17 protein-coding genes and 2 pseudogenes are annotated in these 16,005 nt (G+C 60.6%); 15 read left to right on the forward strand and 4 right to left on the reverse strand.

What is annotated here, in order from left to right:
- Positions 1-37: 37 nt before the first annotated feature.
- The gene (locus tag CRO07_RS18980; protein ID WP_204840051.1) at positions 38-202 is read right to left on the reverse strand and encodes a hypothetical protein; all 165 of its coding nucleotides are present in this window, start codon (positions 200-202) and stop codon (positions 38-40) included.
- On the opposite strand from CRO07_RS18980, the gene CRO07_RS19380 reads away from it, so the two are divergent.
- Together CRO07_RS19380 and CRO07_RS18530 are read left to right on the forward strand one after the other, a co-directional pair.
- Positions 201-326 (forward strand): hypothetical protein, encoded by a 126-nt coding sequence (locus CRO07_RS19380; RefSeq protein ID WP_268876270.1) that lies wholly within the window; start codon positions 201-203, stop codon positions 324-326. The genes CRO07_RS18980 and CRO07_RS19380 overlap by 2 nt on opposite strands.
- On the forward strand, positions 323-529 hold the full coding sequence (locus tag CRO07_RS18530) for a hypothetical protein (RefSeq protein ID WP_141400103.1): 207 nt from the start codon (positions 323-325) through the stop codon (positions 527-529). Before CRO07_RS19380 ends, CRO07_RS18530 begins: the two co-directional genes overlap by 4 nt.
- A 60-nt stretch (positions 530-589) precedes the next feature.
- Here CRO07_RS18530 and istB read toward each other — a convergent pair whose 3' ends face one another.
- The 3 genes and pseudogenes from istB to CRO07_RS17195 form a co-directional block, all read right to left on the reverse strand.
- Positions 590-1,414, reverse strand: a complete 825-nt coding sequence (istB, locus tag CRO07_RS17185; RefSeq protein WP_097031860.1) for an IS21-like element helper ATPase IstB — start codon at positions 1,412-1,414, stop codon at positions 590-592.
- Positions 1,404-2,934: pseudogene (gene istA, locus CRO07_RS17190) on the reverse strand (IS21 family transposase). Before istA ends, istB begins: the two are co-directional and overlap by 11 nt.
- Before the next feature lie 100 nt (positions 2,935-3,034).
- Positions 3,035-3,205 (reverse strand): annotated as a pseudogene (locus CRO07_RS17195) (IS5/IS1182 family transposase); the annotation flags it as partial.
- A gap of 184 nt (positions 3,206-3,389) precedes the next feature.
- Between CRO07_RS17195 and CRO07_RS17200 the strand changes: the two are divergent.
- From CRO07_RS17200 to CRO07_RS17260, 13 genes are all read left to right on the forward strand, one after another.
- Positions 3,390-3,719, forward strand: a complete 330-nt coding sequence (locus tag CRO07_RS17200) for a hypothetical protein (protein ID WP_097031861.1) — start codon at positions 3,390-3,392, stop codon at positions 3,717-3,719.
- Positions 3,716-4,084 (forward strand): response regulator, encoded by a 369-nt coding sequence (locus CRO07_RS17205; protein ID WP_097031862.1) that lies wholly within the window; start codon positions 3,716-3,718, stop codon positions 4,082-4,084. The genes CRO07_RS17200 and CRO07_RS17205 overlap by 4 nt, the downstream gene beginning before the upstream one ends.
- Before the next feature lie 123 nt (positions 4,085-4,207).
- Positions 4,208-5,923, forward strand: a complete 1,716-nt coding sequence (locus tag CRO07_RS17210) for a methyl-accepting chemotaxis protein (RefSeq protein ID WP_097031872.1) — start codon at positions 4,208-4,210, stop codon at positions 5,921-5,923.
- Positions 5,924-6,031: 108 nt separating this feature from the next.
- Complete coding sequence (locus CRO07_RS17215; RefSeq protein ID WP_235841092.1) at positions 6,032-7,825, forward strand: chemotaxis protein; 1,794 nt, start codon at positions 6,032-6,034, stop codon at positions 7,823-7,825.
- 256 nt (positions 7,826-8,081) lie between these two features.
- Positions 8,082-10,382: a methyl-accepting chemotaxis protein gene (locus CRO07_RS17220; RefSeq protein WP_235841093.1), complete on the forward strand. Its 2,301-nt coding sequence runs from the start codon at positions 8,082-8,084 to the stop codon at positions 10,380-10,382.
- A 61-nt stretch (positions 10,383-10,443) separates the two neighbouring features.
- Positions 10,444-10,989: a chemotaxis protein CheD gene (locus CRO07_RS17225; RefSeq protein ID WP_097031863.1), complete on the forward strand. Its 546-nt coding sequence runs from the start codon at positions 10,444-10,446 to the stop codon at positions 10,987-10,989.
- A 44-nt stretch (positions 10,990-11,033) separates the two neighbouring features.
- Positions 11,034-11,318 (forward strand): STAS domain-containing protein, encoded by a 285-nt coding sequence (locus CRO07_RS17230; RefSeq protein ID WP_097031864.1) that lies wholly within the window; start codon positions 11,034-11,036, stop codon positions 11,316-11,318.
- Complete coding sequence (locus tag CRO07_RS17235; RefSeq protein WP_097031865.1) at positions 11,309-11,677, forward strand: response regulator; 369 nt, start codon at positions 11,309-11,311, stop codon at positions 11,675-11,677. The genes CRO07_RS17230 and CRO07_RS17235 overlap by 10 nt, the downstream gene beginning before the upstream one ends.
- An 8-nt stretch (positions 11,678-11,685) precedes the next feature.
- Entirely contained in the window at positions 11,686-13,794 is a 2,109-nt protein-coding gene (locus tag CRO07_RS17240) for a chemotaxis protein CheA (protein ID WP_097031866.1), read from the forward strand.
- Between the two features lie 3 nt (positions 13,795-13,797).
- Positions 13,798-14,259: a chemotaxis protein CheW gene (locus CRO07_RS17245; RefSeq protein WP_097031867.1), complete on the forward strand. Its 462-nt coding sequence runs from the start codon at positions 13,798-13,800 to the stop codon at positions 14,257-14,259.
- Entirely contained in the window at positions 14,256-15,152 is an 897-nt protein-coding gene (locus CRO07_RS17250) for a protein-glutamate O-methyltransferase (RefSeq protein WP_097031868.1), read from the forward strand. Before CRO07_RS17245 ends, CRO07_RS17250 begins: the two co-directional genes overlap by 4 nt.
- Entirely contained in the window at positions 15,152-15,538 is a 387-nt protein-coding gene (locus CRO07_RS17255; protein WP_097031869.1) for a response regulator, read from the forward strand. Before CRO07_RS17250 ends, CRO07_RS17255 begins: the two co-directional genes overlap by 1 nt.
- Positions 15,535-15,876 (forward strand): hypothetical protein, encoded by a 342-nt coding sequence (locus CRO07_RS17260; protein ID WP_097031870.1) that lies wholly within the window; start codon positions 15,535-15,537, stop codon positions 15,874-15,876. The genes CRO07_RS17255 and CRO07_RS17260 overlap by 4 nt, the downstream gene beginning before the upstream one ends.
- The last annotated feature ends 129 nt before the right edge of the window (positions 15,877-16,005 follow it).

The following is a 16,005-nucleotide window of genomic DNA, read 5'->3' on the forward strand; positions in this document are numbered from 1 at the left end:
GAACGTGCCCTCCCCCGTGCGCCCAAGATGGCAGGCGTCACTCTGACGCGATCGCCAGCAGATCAAGCGGGCAGCGCAACGGGATCGTCACCCATTCCGGCCGGCTGCCCAAGTCGTGAGAGATTTCGTAAACCGCTTGCTGCACAAGGAAAAGCCGCGCGCAGCCCGGGATCTTCGGGCTGGTTCGCAAGTCCCCCGGCATGGGCGTCATGGCCGGCAAGAACGTCTGCGACCACCGACCGCCACGCCTTGGCCTGCGCAAGGGTCTGCTGACCTGCCGGGCCGAACATTTCGTCATGGCGCACCAGCCCCCCGCGATCGCATGATCGAACGAACGCAGCATCCCCGCCACATCGCACAAGGGCAAGAATTTCGCCCGCAGTTCCGCCAGCGTGCGGCGCGGCTCGCCTTCGAAGTCGATGATCGCCACATCGTCCTGCGCCCGCAACACCTGTCTGAGCGGCCGCTTGAACAGCACCTTGATCGACAGGCAAAACCGGATCTCATGTTGATTTCCACCCAGAACTGAGTCGGGTTTTTCATCGAGAAGTGAGCCACTTCTGACTATGGATATCGGTTCATGCTGGGGTCAAGGCAGGTTTGTCTCCTTCTTTTTCCGTGCTGTGGCGGCTGAACTGGCCTTGAAGCGGAAGCTGTCGTTTCCGGTCTCGAGGATGTGGCAGCGGTGGGTGAGGCGGTCGAGCAAGGCGGTGGTCATCTTTGCATCTCCGAAGACCGTGGCCCATTCGCTGAAGCTCAGGTTTGTGGTGATGACGACGCTGGTGCGTTCGTAAAGCTTGCTCAGCAGGTGGAAGAGCAGCGCCCCACCCGAGGCGCTGAAGGGCAGGTATCCCAGTTCGTCGAGGACCACCAAGTCGGGCTTGGTCAGCCCTTCTGCGATCTGGCCGGCCTTGCCCTTGGCCTTTTCCTGTTCGAGAGCGTTGACCCGCTCGATCGTCGAGAAGAAACGGACCTTCCGGCGATGATGCTCGATGGCCTGGATGCCGAGGGCGGTGGCGACATGGGTCTTGCCGGTTCCCGGACCGCCGATCAGCCCGATGTTCTGCGCGCCATCCATGAACTCGCAGCGATACAGGGTCCTGACAGTGGCCTCGTTGATCTCGCTGGCAGCGAAGTCGAAGCCCGCGAGATCCTTGCAGGCCGGGGTGAGGAGGATGAGGAAACTCTCTGGTGGAGAGTTTCCCCGACGAACGGCGGCCTTCATGTGACAGGCGATGGAACGGACCTCGCGTTCGGCCTGTTCGGCCTTCAGCCGTTGCGACAGGATCGGGAGGACCGCCTCAAAGGCCGGTACTCCCTGCTCGATCAGATCAGTGACGGCCTGGGCCAGGCCATACATCTTCCGGCTGCGAAGCATGATGACGAGGGCGCCGCTGGCGGGATCATGACGCATGGCGGCCTCCGGTAATCTGGCTGCGCAGGCCGTCATAGCGCTCGACATTGGCCTTGTACGGCGCAGGATCAGGGCCTGCGGGGTGTCCAGTGGGGGCCCACCGATCACCTTGCCGTCGACCAGTCGGTGCGAGCCGGGTTCAGCACATGGGTCTTGGTTGGCACGCCCTCTGCAAGGGCCAACTCCACGGCGATGAGCACCGCCTGTTCGTCGTGCTGGAGAACCAGAGCGAGGATGTCTGCCATCTCGCGATCACCGCCGGGCTTGCGCAGCATGTGATCCTGCAACTGCCGGAAGGCAGTTGGTCATTCTGCGAAGGGCGCGCCATTCCGAAGCGCCCCGGGCTTGCGCTGAACGACAGCCAGATAATGTCGCCAGTCGTAGATCGTCCGCGGTGGCAGGTGGTGGCTGCGTTCGATGATCCGCGGATGCTCGCACAGGATGTTGCCCTCCGCCGCCACGACCAGCCGGTCGGGATGGATCCGCAAGCTGACCGGTCGGTTCGCAAAGGATGCCGGAACGCTGTAGCGATTGCGCTCGAAGCTGATCAGGCAGGTGGGCGAGACACGCTTGCTCAACTCGATGAATCCGTCAAAGGCGACGGGCAAGGGCATCAGGGCGGACTGCTCTTCGGCCCAGACATCGGCGATTGTGCCGAGCAGCGTGCCATGGGCCGTCTCGCGCCACAGTGCGACGCAGCGCCGTTCCAGCCAGACGTTCAGCGCGGCGATATCAGGGAAGTCCGGCATGCCTTGCAGCATCTGGTGGCGGGAATCCCGGACGTTCTTCTTGACCTGGCCGTTCTCCCAGCCTGCGGCCGGAGTGCAAAAGTCGGGCTCGAAGACATAGTGGTTCGTCATGGCCAGGAAGCGGATGTTGACCTGCCGTTCCTTGCCACGGCCGACACGATCTGCCGCCGTGCGCATATTGTCGTAGATCCCGCGCCCGGGCACGCCGCCGAAGACCCGGAACCCGTGCCAGTGCGCGTCGAACAGCATCTCGTGGGTCTGCAAGGGATAGGCTCGCAGCAAGAAGGTCCGGCTGTGCGCCAGCTTGATATGGGCGACCTGCAGCTTCCTGCGCTCACCGCCCAGAACCGCAAAGTCCTCGCTCCAGTCGAACTGGAAGGCTTCGCCCGGGCGGAAAGACAGCGGAACAAAGGTGCCGCGTCCCGTGGTCTGTTGGTCGCGCTGGCGATCCGCTCGCCACCTCCGCGCGAAGGCTGCCACACGACCATAGGAACCGGTGAAGCCGAGCGTCACAAGATCGGCGTGCAACTGCTTCAGCGTCCGCCGCTGCTTGCGTGCCTTCCCGGCCTCGGTCTTCAGCCAGCCGGCCAGCTTGTCGGCAAAGGCGTCAAGCTTGCTCGTCCGTTCCGCTGTGGCAAACTGCGGCGCGATCGTGCCAGCCGCCAGATGCTTGGTCACGGTATTGCGCGACAGGCCCGTCCGCCGGGCAATCTCCCGGATCGACAGCTTCTGCCGCAAGTGCATGCGTCGGATGATGTTCAAAAGCCCCATGTGGACCCCCGCCGCTCTCCGCTTCGGGGAAGGTTCACAGGGCTCAATTCTCAGTGGAAATTACGCGCCTACCCGGTTCAGTTCTGGATGGAAATCAACACCGGATCGTCGCATTCAAGAACACCGGCGGGCGTCCAGACCGGCCCTCATGCGGCACGTGCCAGACCATCTCCTTGTCCAGCCAGATCAGCAACGACCCGCGCTTGCGCAGCGCAGCGTGGCAGGCGGACCGGTTCGTCGTGCGGTAACGGGTGGGAATGGGCTTACTCAGGCAACACGCCTGACCGATTGAATTCGAGAGATGAACCCTTCACGGCAAAGAGGTCTGCAACAATGCCGCGGCGCCGTGACCAGGGTGATCGGCATTTTAGACATCACAAAGCCAAAGTTAGGGGATCCTTAGCGGTTGGCGGGCCAAATCGGTCGGAACGAACCACCAGATCAGGCCCCGACTCATGCGCCCAGACACCGTCCTTGTCGTCCTTCCCGAACGGGCCGGCCTGCCCGAGGCGGGTCCGCTTGCTGCCGACCTCGCCCGCGCGCTTGCCGACTCTCGTCCCGTCCGGGTCGAAACCACCGCTACAAAAGAAATCGGCCTTCCGATCCTGCAACTGCTTGTGGCAGCCCACCGCGAAGCCGCAGGCCAGGGGACCCGGCTTGAAGTGACGGTCGCGGCAGGGTCCGCGCTTGCCAGAAGCCTCGACGCCCACGCCATGACCGCCGCCGGACTGCGGATCGAAGCCGGCCTGTGGACTGGGCTCTCCACGTCGGGGGCCGCGGCATGAGCAAGACAATCCTTGCGGTGGACGATTCCCCCTCGGTGCGCCAGATGGTGCGCCTGACGTTGGTTGGCGCCGGCTATACGGTGGTCGAGGCGGTGGATGGACAGGATGCGCTGGAAAAGGCCACAGCGCACCGCTTCGATGCGATTCTGACCGATCAGAACATGCCCCGACTGGACGGGATCGGCTTCATCCGCCAGTTCCGCACGCTGCCCGAAGGCAAGGGCGTGCCGATCGTGTTTCTTTCGACCGAATCGCAGGACACGCTGAAGGCGCAGGCAAAGGAAGCCGGAGCCATCGGCTGGATGATCAAGCCGTTCGATCAGGCACAGCTGCTGGCTGTCGTCAAAAAGGTGGCCGGCGCCTGATCCCGCAGGGCGCCCTGCAACGATCCTGAACCTTCGTACCAAGGCGCCCGCCCCGGCGGTTCGCGCCTCGGCACTTCCACGTCGCGCGAGTCTGCGCGGCGACCGACAAAGGACATGGATTCCATGAGACTGTCTATCAAGGTCAAGCTTGCCACCGCCTTTCTTCTGGTGCTGCTGGTGTCAAGCGCGGGACAGATCACCGCTTTGACCGACATGACGCGAATTCGTTCGGCGCTTGACGATCTGGTTCAGAACAAGTCGGCACAACTCAACCTTGTGCATGAGATGGTGGCGCAGCAACTGCGCATCCAGCGCGAGGTGCGCAACTTCCTGCTGTCACGCACCAAGGACGAACGGGCTGCCATCGAACAGCGGCTGAAACTGGCGTCGGAAACGTCGGCCAGCTCGCTCGCACAACTTCGAGACATGGCAACCGGCAATACCGCGCTGCTGGACACTTTCGCCGAAAAGGAGGCCCGACTGGTCGACCTGAACACCAAGGCGATCAACATGGCGCGCATGGGCCTCGGTTACGAGGCGTTCAAGATCGTTATCAGTGATGGCCGGACCGACTGGCTTGAGATGGAAGGTGCCCTGAACGCGATCCTGACCGAGAGGGTCAAGGATCTTGCGCAAGCTTCGCAGGCGGCCGAGAGGGAACAGGAAAATGCGCGCACCGTGATCCTTGTCTCGTTCGCGGCGAACCTGCTTCTCATCACTGCCGCTGCGGGCTGGATCATGGTCACGATTTCCAGGGGTCTTACCCGGGCATTGTCGCTGTCGGAACGTGTTGCCCGCGGTGATCTGAGCCACACGGAACCATTGAACGGCAATGACGAGATCACAGATCTTCTACGCGCCCTCAATGCCATGGTGGACCGGCTGCGTCTGGTCGTGTCCGACGTTGCGGCCTCGTCGCGCAATGTCGCCGCAGGCGCCGAAGAGATGTCCACCACCGCCGAGGAACTCAGCCGTGGCGCATCGGAACAGGCCGGATCGACGCTCGAAGCCTCTTCCTCAATGGAGGAGATGACGGCCAACATCCGGCAGGCCGCACAGGCCGCCTCGGACACCGAAGCGAAGGCGCGCAAGGCGGCCGCAGATGCACGCGACAGCGGCACGACCGTTATCGAGGCGGTGGACGCCGTCCGCACGATCTCGGAGAAGATCGGCGTCGTGCAAGAGATCGCGCGCCAGACCGACCTTCTGGCATTGAACGCCGCGGTCGAAGCCGCACGTGCCGGAGAGCATGGCCGCGGTTTCGCGGTGGTCGCAGCAGAAGTTCGCAAGCTGGCCGAAAGAAGCCAGACCGCCGCGTCCGAGATCTCGGTTCTGTCCGACAGCACTCTGCGCTCGGCTCAAGCGGCGGGGGGCAAACTGCAGAATCTGGTTCCGGATATCGAGGAAACCGCGCGACTGGTGCTCGATATCTCGACCGCCGCACAGGAACAGTCGGCCGGCGCAAGCCAGGTCAACACCGCAATCCAGCAGCTTGACCGGATCACACAGGTCAACAGTTCCGCCTCGGAACAGCTTTCCTCGACCGCCGGTCAGCTTGCCTCGCAGGCAGAGCAACTTCAGGATGCCATCGCCTTCTTTCAGGTTTCCGATCAGAGCAGCGGAAGCACCGCCGCCGAGTGGGAAGCCGCACGCACTGCGCCAGCCGAACTGCCGACTGTGACGCAGCCCCGTCAAAACGGTCCCGAGGTCCAGAAGGGTCGTTCCAAAATTTCACCCGCAACGAGAACCAGGGGTGGTTTCATCTTCGACCTCGCTTCCGGCCAGGACGATCTGGACGAAAGTTTCCAGCGCCGTGCCGCGCCGGAGCGCAATGAATGATGCCCTCCGTTGCACGCCGTTCAGGTCCATTCCCGGACCAGCAACGCTCCCCTCACCTGTCGGTCGCCCACAGACGGCGGATGTTCCCCATACAAAGCAGGTTCTGACATGGCACTACCGAACCAGATCGACGGAACTGCCCTGCATGGCACCGATCCGTCCGGACAAGTGGCCCGCCCACCCCTGCACCAGATGGGGAAGCCTGTCGTCAGCACCCGCCTGTCCCGAAGTGCCATACGCCGTGTGGCCAAGCAGATTTCTGGTCTCGCCTGTGCAACCGAAAAGGCCTTTCTTCGTGCCGGATCAAGTCTCGAACAGGCCATCGGCCGCTTCGATCGGCTATCCATACCGCTGACCAACCTGCTGGCCCTTGTCGATGCCGGTGAATTCGCCGATGCCGCAGCCGAGGCTGCACGTCTTGAGGAACGCGCCCTCAGCTTCGCCGCAAACGGCGGCCCATTGTTTGACCGTATCGCTGCTCTGGCTGCCCGCTCGGACGTTCTGAATGCCGATCTCGCAGCGATGCGGCAGGTGATCCGCACCATGTCCATCGTCGCGCTGAATGCGCGGGTCACGGTGGCATCGCTGACAGAACAGAATACGGGCCTTGATGTCTTCACTACGGCAGCGACATCTCAGGTGCTCGAGGCCAGTGGCATCATCGGACAGATCAGCGAGACGGTCGAAGTTTTGGGCCATCGCATCCAGGTGGCAGCGGCCGAGGCGCAGTCCTTGTCCCATCTGCTAGGGCGCAATCTCGGGCAGACCCTCGCCGGCCTGCGTCTCGACATGGCGGCCTTTGAAATCGAGTTGGCCCGCACCACCACAGAAGGAAGCGTTCTGGTCCGACATGGCGACGATTTCCGCAGGGCAATCACGACAGCCGTCCTATCGCTGCAAATTGGCGACACCACGCGACAGCGACTCGAACATATTGCAGCCTTTCTGGAGCCCTCAGCGGGCGTTCTCGATGTCGATCCGGCCGCAGCACGCATCATTCTGGCGCTTGCTGCGGGACAACTGCGTGACGCCCACGAACGTCACGCCGCCGCCATCGTCACTGCGCGTTGTGCCTTGCGGGATTCCGGGCAGGAAACGGCAGAGATCGGCCGCATCAGTGCGCGCATCGCGACGGCTCCCCGGCACAATCTCAAGCACCATCTTCAACGCCTGCGAGAACTGCTCTGCGACTGCAGGTCCGCACAGGGCAGGCTCGTCGATGTCGCCGAGGGGCTGTCAGAGGGTTTGAACAATCTGCTCCAGATCCTTGGCCGGATGACAGGCGTGGAAGAGCGGATGGGTATGATCGGCCTCAACGCAGTTATCGCTTGTGTCCAACTGGGCGACGAGGCTCTCGCTCTGCGAGAGATATCGCTTCAGTTGCGAGAACTTGCTGCCACATCGGCAGACCGTCTTCGCCAGATCAACGAAGGTCTGTCGGACATGGCGAACGAAGCCGGCAAAACCACCGCCGATCTTTCGGGCAACTTCCGCATCGATCTGGACCAGCTGACCCAAGCTGGCGAACGAGTTTTCAATTGCCTGTCGCGGATCGAAACCGGGATACAGACAACCGGTGCGACCATTGAGCGAGAGCGTCGCATGGCGGAACGCGATGTTGCCGCCGGCGTATCTGCGCTTGACGGGCACTCTTCAGCATTCGCTGACCTCGCCGGACTGACGCCAGAGCTGGAGTTCTGGTCGTCTCTCCTGTCAGAAAGGGATGCCGGGCCAGAGACGCCGCAAACCATGGCCGGCATCCGAAATGGGTATACGATGGCCGCAGAGCGACTCGTCCATGATACGATCCTTCGCGATCTTCTTCCCCAGGCTGTCGAGACCGAACCTGCCGAGATGCCACCGGCAGCGGATGATGACGACCTTTCCGCCGTGCTTTTCTGACAGTCACCGCGCCAATTTTCACCTTTGCTAAAGAGCTACTCCCTACCCTGCCAGCAACCCGCTGACGGGCGATGCTGACAATGACACCCCGACGACACGGCCTCTGCCTTGCCATCGGGCCAGAGAATGGACGATCAATATGACCTCGCTAGCACGGCCGCCATTCATTCACCGGCACACTACCCGGCAAATGTTCCTTATACTGGCTTGCGTGCTTCCACTGACATGCGCAGGACTGGCGTCGACGATCTGGGCCGTGCGCACTGAGACTTTTGCACTCCAGACCAAACAAGCAGAGGCGTTGGTTGAGATTGTCAGCCGACAAGGTCGCGCCGCCCTGGCTTTTCGTGACGTACGCCGGATCGAGGATCTGCTTGACGCGGCAATCTCCGCGTCGAGGGGAGGAACCGTGGCAGCGATCGCCGTCGATCAGGCCGGTCGTCCGGTTGCAATATCTGGCGCAGATGCCGCCACCGACATCGAATTACTGGAATTGGCTCGCAAAGCAGTGGCCGAACGGACGATGCTCCGCACATCGGGCGGAACAATTCTCGCCACTCCCGTGGAGCGCGATGATGACCACTCTGCGACCGGTGCCTTTGCGATCCGCTTCGAAAATTCTATCGCCAATGCAGGCACATGGATGGGCTCCGCGATCACATTGTTCACCCTCGCCTTGAGCCTGACAATAATTGCAGGATTGCTCAGCTCGAGAAAATCCGCACGCCTCTGGAAAACCGCGGAAACTATCGATGGACTTGTGCACGATCGATCGATCGACAAGCAAATTTCCACGACAAGCAGAGACGAGCTTTCCGTAATAGAGAAGGGCATTTACGACCTTCAGTTGCGACTGACACGCGATCACGCAGACGACAAGAAACTCCTTAAAATGGAATCGGTGTTATCGTCACTTTCAACTCCGATCATATTCCTTCAACCCAATGGCAGAATTTTCTTTGCCAACCAAGCCGCAGCTCTCATCACATCAAAACCGGCGAATGAACTCGCAGGCACTCCAATCACAACGATACATCCCGACCTTGGAGCAATCCACAACGATACAGGCCCGACAACCATTGAGATCGATGGCAATACATACGATATTACCGCCAGCAGGATGGGCGAACCTGCCAAGGGTTTTGCCCTGATATTCAACAATGCCATGACAAACACCAACGAAGGCGCACTGATAAAGGCACTTGATCAAGGAATGGCATGGGCCCACTTCGACGATGATGGAAATCTACTTGAATCCAACGATTCTTTTTCTCAGGCATTTGACGGGAAGGCGATAAATCTCTCACAGGCCCTGGGAAATCCGAAATCCACCAGCGACATCATCCAAGAGGCTTGGCAGCGGGGCGTCGCGCAGTGTACAGTTCGGTCCTTCTCCGCTGGGAGCAATCACACCTCCATCGTCAGGCTCGTGGCAGTGCCAGCAGGTGGAATCGTAATCTTCAGCATTGATGCGGCAGGTGTCATTGCGGATATCGAATCTGAAGTTTCGACAAAGTCGAACTATCTGCAAAATCAAGACGGCGCCGTTGCTATCCTGCGCGATGCCTTTCTAAACCTCGGCTGTGGCGATCTCACCCAAAGAATCGATCAACCGCTCGAAGGTGGCCTCGACGATTTGCGCCAAGCCTACAATGGCACAGTGGATCACTTGGTGCTCATAATGCGTGAGGTCATTGCAGCGGCGGAAAGCATACGTAACGAGGCACATGACATAAGCTCGACAGCTCAGTCTCTGGCGCAGCGCACCGAAAACACTGCCGCCACTCTTGAAGAAACCGCCGCGGCTCTCGACGGGCTCACTGTTTCCGTCCGAACCGCCGCTGAAGGCGCCGCCGAGGCCGACCGGGTCGTCGCTGATGCCAAGGCGAGCGCTGAACAGAGTGGCCATGTCGTAGTGGAGACGGTAGCGGCGATGGATATGATCGCGGCATCTTCAGAAAAGATCACCTCTATCGTCAAGGTAATTGATGACATCGCGTTCCAAACCAATCTTCTCGCACTGAACGCCGGCGTCGAGGCCGCCCGAGCCGGCGAGGCGGGCCGTGGTTTCGCAGTCGTTGCCTCCGAAGTCAGGGCACTTGCGCAGCGATCATCCGAGGCTGCCCGCGAGATCACTGACCTCATCCTGAAAAGTGGCAATCAGGTTCGCCGTGGTGTCGACCTCGTCGGAAAGACAGGCGATGCACTGAAGCAAATCGTGAACTCCGTATCTGAAATTTCAGAGCTTGTCTCCGAAATTGCGGTGTCTTCAAAACAGCAATCAGCCAGTCTCGCTGAAATCAACTGCGCAGTAAACAATCTTGATCATTCCACACAGCAGAATGCCGCTCGCCTCGAGGAAGCCACAGCTGCAAGCGAGTCGCTTACCCAAGACGCCAATTCGCTCTTCGAGACGGTAAAAAACTTCCGCCTCAACCAAGAAAACCACGACCGCAACCCCGTATTGAGCTTCCGCACGCGCCAGCTCGCCCCTGCAGCCTCGAAGCGTCAGGCGATAGCAACTCCGAAATCTGAATCGGGATGGGAGGATTTCTGACGTGTCCAGCCTCCGATCTTCAAGCTCCGTTTCAGGACGAAAAAACAATCGAGAAATTCGAATGGATGATGCGACCTCGGCAAAAAACGAAGTCCAAAACATTCACGTCATGCAAGGTGGGTGTGAGGCATCCGCTTCGGAGGCAACAGTCCTTGTGACAATTCTGGGTTCATGTGTCTGCACATGCCTATGCGATCAAGAGGCAAAGGTCGGCGGAATGAATCACTTTCTGCTGCCGGATGCCAGTTTCGACAATTCGGGACAGCTTCGCTACGGATTACACGCCATGGAGTTGTTGATCAACGGGGTACTCAAGCTCGGCGGGCGGCGGCACCGGCTGCAGGCAAAGCTCTTCGGAGGCGCCATGATGAACGCCCGGCTGGGAACAATCGGGCGCGCAAATGCTGCATTCGCTTTACGGTTTCTAGAATCGGAAGGGATCGCCTGCACCGGCCAAAGCCTCGGCGGAACTCGGGCGCGCCGCATCCGATTCTGGCCGGCCAGCGGGCGTGCTCAGCAGATGTTCCTAAATGGCGATGTAGACCTGCCTGTCGAGAAACCGGAAGTCCAGATCGAAAGAGGAGCCGGTGATGTCATCTTTTTCTAACCCTTTGTCGGGGATCCCGGCATCTTCAACCACCGCGGTGAACCATGACCACACGCATTGATCTCCCTGCCCGCCTGGACCATCAGGCAGCCCGCAACCTGTATTCCATCCTTTCTCGTGAGCAAGGCAAGCCAATCCACATCGACTGCAGCACCGTTACGTTTGTGGGGGGGCTCGCCGTGCAGGTTCTGCTTTCTGCCGCCGTTCGATGGCGTCGTGACGGTATTCCCTTCAGTTGCGATCTTCCTTCCCTGGCCTTTACCGACGACCTCGCCCGTCTGGGGGTCGACCCTTCCGAACTTTACGAGGACGTAGCCCCATGCCACTGACCGTGCTGGCCATCGACGACTCACGAACAATCCGGGAACTTCTCCGAGAGGCCCTTGTCCAGGCCGGATTTGAGGTTCAACTCGCGATCGACGGTATCGACGGGCTGGAAAAACTTGCACTCGCTGTGCCCGATGCCGTGATCACCGATATCAACATGCCGCGCCTAGATGGATTTGGCTTCATCAAGGCGGTTCGCGACAAGGCCGAGCATTCCGCACTGCCTATCATCGTCCTGACAACCGAAAGCGCGGCAGAACTCAAGGCGCGTGCCCGCGAGGCCGGAGCAACCGCTTGGATCGTCAAACCGTTCGACGAAGCCAAGCTTGTCTCGGCGCTGCGCCGCGTCACCGCTGCCTGAGGCCCGCCATGGATCATGCGGATATTCGCGGAACCTTCTTCATCGAGTGCGAAGACCTGATGGAGGCCCTTAACGACGGTCTCGACCGGATTGACGACAGTTGGGACACAGGTGCGGATCCCGAAACAATCAACGCCGTCTTCAGGGCCGTCCACTCGATCAAGGGCGGGGCAGGCGCCTTCAAGTTGGATACGCTCGTGCGCTTTGCGCACCAGTTCGAAACGACACTGGACGCCTTGCGTGCCGGACGGATCATGCCTGAGCCGGCATTGCTCCATCTCTTCCACCGCGCGGCCGACCAATTGTCCGATCTGCTTCAGGCGGCACGAACGGGTGCCGCTGTCGAAGCGGATAACAGTGCCGCACTTGTGCGCGAACTGGCCGCCGCCGCTGGAGATGAGGACGCGACAAGCGACGCGGATGCCGAGGATTTTGGCTTCGTGCCCATGGCGCTGACCCTCGATCTGGACATGGACGCGGCACCTCTGCCCGAAGGCAACCGTCGCTATGCGATCACATTCAGTCCCCTGCGAGGGCTTTATTCCTGTGGCAACGATCCCTGCGTTCTCTTCCGTGTTCTCGCAGATCTCGGACAGCTGGAGGTGCGCCTCGACCGGTCACGTCTGCCCGATTTTGATGCGTTGGACTGGCAAGAAAGCTGGCTTTCCTGGGAACTCACGCTGGAGACCGACGAGCCCGAGCATCAGATCGACGAGGTTTTCGAGTTCGTCGAAGGCCTTTGCACCCTCGAAATCAGGTTGTTGTCCGACACGCCCTCTCCCACCGACCCCGGCAATCCGACCGCCCCAGATCCTGGAGCGCCAAGCTGGGATCCACCGGCTGAGGACAGCACGCCACCCAGCTCCGGCACCCTGTCTGCCGCCGTTCCCACGGCATCTCGGGACAATGAGAAATCCTCGCCCCCGCGTGCGACCGTGCGAGTTGAACTCGACCGTGTGGATCGCCTTATCAACATCGTGGGCGAACTTGTCATCAACCAGGCAATGCTCTCCCAATGTGTGCAGGACGAGGGCGTGCCACCACGTTCTCCAATCCGAACAAGGCTGGACGATTTCAAGAGCCTGGCCCGCGAGATTCAGGAAAGTGTGATGGCCATCCGGGCTCAGGCCATCAAGCCGCTGTTCCAGCGCATGTCGCGCATCGCCCGCGAGGCGGCCGACATCGCCGGAAAGCAGATCCGGCTTGTCACCGAAGGCGAAACGACAGAGGTCGACAAGACAGTGATCGAGCGTCTGGCCGATCCTCTCACCCACATGATCCGCAATGCGGTCGATCACGGGATCGAATCGCCAGAGAAGCGCCAAGCCGCTGGCAAATTTGAAACCGGCACGATCATTCTCTCGGCCGAACACCGATCGGGTCGCGTTCTTATCGAGGTGCGCGACGATGGTGGGGGAATCAACCGCCCCAGGGTTCTGGACATCGCCAAGTCGAAGGGGCTCGTTCCCGAGGACGCCCAGTTGGCCGACGAAGAGATTGACTCGCTGCTTTTTCTTCCCGGATTCTCGACCTCCGCCGTGGTCTCGGACCTCTCCGGGCGCGGGGTCGGCATGGACGTCGTCAAGAGCGCGATCCAGGCCCTGGGCGGGCGTATCGCCATCGCCTCCGAACCGGGCAAGGGCACGACGTTTTCGATCAGTCTTCCCCTTACTTTGGCGGTGCTTGACGGAATGGTTGTCGATGTCGCGGGACACACCATGGTGGTTCCCGTTCCTGCCATCATTGAAACGCTTCGTCCGCGACCGCAGGACGTGCATTCTCTCGGTGCCGGCGAACAGGTCGTCGCCATCCGTGGCAGTTTCATCCCGATCGTCGATTGCGGGGCGATCTTCGGATATCGCAGTCCGGTTCGCCGCTATGACAGCACGGTTCTACTGCTCGTCGAAACGGGTCGCCAGAAGCTCTGCGCCCTCGTCGTCGACGGCATTCATGACCAACGCCAGGTGGTGATCAAGGGCCTCGAGAATGGCTACGGCCGCATCCCCGGCATTGCGGCCGCCACCATTCTCGGCGACGGCCGCATCGCACTTATCATCGATCCAGAAGAGGCGGTCGCACTCGGTTCCGGCGATCCGTCCCTCAATCCCGAGGTTTGACCCATGGCAGTGCCCCGCACCGCATCCGACCTTCGCGAGATCGTCGCATTCCGTATTGGCAATCAGGAATTCTGCCTTGATATCCGCAGCGTGCGCGAAATCCGCAGTTGGACTCCCACGACGGTGCTGCCCCATGCCCCGCCCTATGTGATGGGAGTGATCAACCTTCGCGGCGCAGTCGTGCCAATCATCAACCTCGCCGAGCGCCTGGCACTCGGTGCACTTCAGCCCGACACGCGGCATGTCATCATTATCGCGGTGATTGAAACGCAGATCGCGGGGCTTCTGGTCGATGCGGTCTCTGACATCCTTACGGTCGCTCCCACGGCGGTGCAGGCGACCCCTCGTGTCGGGTCGGAGGTGACGCAGGCTTTTGTCCGCGGGGTCATCGCGATGGAGCAGCGAATGCTCCGCCTGATCGACCTTTCAGCCGTCATCCCCGGGGTCGGAGATCGCGACTTATGATGCAGGATATCCGGCACTGCCTGACAGAAGAACGGGATCTGCCGCTATCCGCGGACGATTTTCAGCGGATTGCACGCATCGCGCATGACGAGGCCGGACTCGCCATGGCCGACGCCAAGGAGGCGCTGGTCTATGCCCGTCTGGTCAAGCGCCTGCGCCAACTCTCGATCGACAATTTTACAGATTATATCGACCTGATCTCGCAGCCCGAATCAGAATACGAGCGCGCGGTGTTCATCTCGATCATGACAACCAACACAACGCGGTTCTTTCGCGAAGACCATCATTTCGAATTTCTGGCCGAAACGGTCTTGCCACCCCTGGTTGCCGCCGCCCGTCGTGGAGATAGGGTTCGCCTATGGTCGGCCGGATGTTCCTCGGGCGAAGAGCCCTACAGCATCGCCATGACGGTGTTACGCCTCTGTCCCGGGGCGGGATCGCTAGACCTGAAGATCCTTGCGACCGATATTGACCGACAGATCCTGCTCGCGGCCCAGCAGGGAAGCTACGTCGAAGCGGCACTGTCGGAGCTGCCCGAGGATGTCCGCAAGCGCCATTTCAGCCCGGCGGACAAGGCCGGAAATTGTCAGATCGGCGATGAGATCAAGGCGCTGGTGACCTTCAAGACACTGAATCTCGCGAAGCCATGGCCGGTGACAGGGCCATTCCAAGTGATCTTCTGCCGCAACGTTGCGATCTATTTCGACTCGGCCATGCAGGAACGGGTCTGGCGTGGCTTTGCGGGGACGCTGGCTCCAGGCGGATATCTTTTCATCGGACATTCCGAACGACTTTCGTCTTCGGTCAGACACCAATTCGAAACGGTTGGCATGACATCATATCGCCTGCGCGCTTCGCATATCCCCGACAGGCGGGGGAAAGGAGAATACTGATGGCACTGAGGGACAGCATCCGGATCATGGTGGTGGACGACATGTCCACGAGTCGCGGGCTGATCATCCAGGCGCTCGAAGAACTGGGCATCAAGAAGATCGACTTCTGCAAGGACGGCGCAAGCGCGCTGCGTCAGCTAGCGGCCAATCCCGTGCATCTTGTGATTTCGGACTACAACATGCCTGGACTTGACGGTTTGGGACTTCTCAAGGGCATTCGCGAGAACAAGACGACCCAGCGAATGGGTTTCATCCTCGTCAGCGGCACCGCAAACCGCGACATCATCGAGAAAGGGCAGGCACTGGGCATGAACAACTTTCTGAAAAAGCCCTTCACAACCGACGGAATGCGACGGGCAATCCAGACCGTCGTGGGCGCACTATGAGCACCTCGATCCCCCTGAACATTCTTATGGAACGATTGGGCAAGCAGTTGCACCGGCTTGCAGAGATGGGCGCGGATATCGAGGATGCCGTCGGCCGCACCATTTCCCGCACGGCTCCTTCCCCTTCAGATCTCCCGACACTGCAAGAGATCGATAATCTCGTGCAGTCGTTGCAGGGCTTGGCCGGATATGTCGAACGGCTCGCCGATCAGGTTGATACGATCGTAAGAGTGGACACGTCAGAGCCGATCCGAGCGGTAAACCAAAAAAGCCTCGCGGCGGTCCTGATCGGATGCGATACCGTCGCGGTCGAGGCCGGAAGCGCAGACTTTTTCTGATGTTCCGGCCGCGGCAGTTCCACTCACCACGGAGTGAACCGCGCCGGGTTTGCCGGAGGCTGATTTCGGTTAGTTACGCGGCCATGGGCTCGGTTTCCAGAGCGGCATAGAAGTTGGCCTCGGCTTCGG

Origin of the sequence: Cereibacter ovatus (assembly GCF_900207575.1) — a bacterium.
Taxonomy (GTDB): Bacteria; Pseudomonadota; Alphaproteobacteria; order Rhodobacterales; family Rhodobacteraceae; genus Cereibacter_A; species Cereibacter_A ovatus.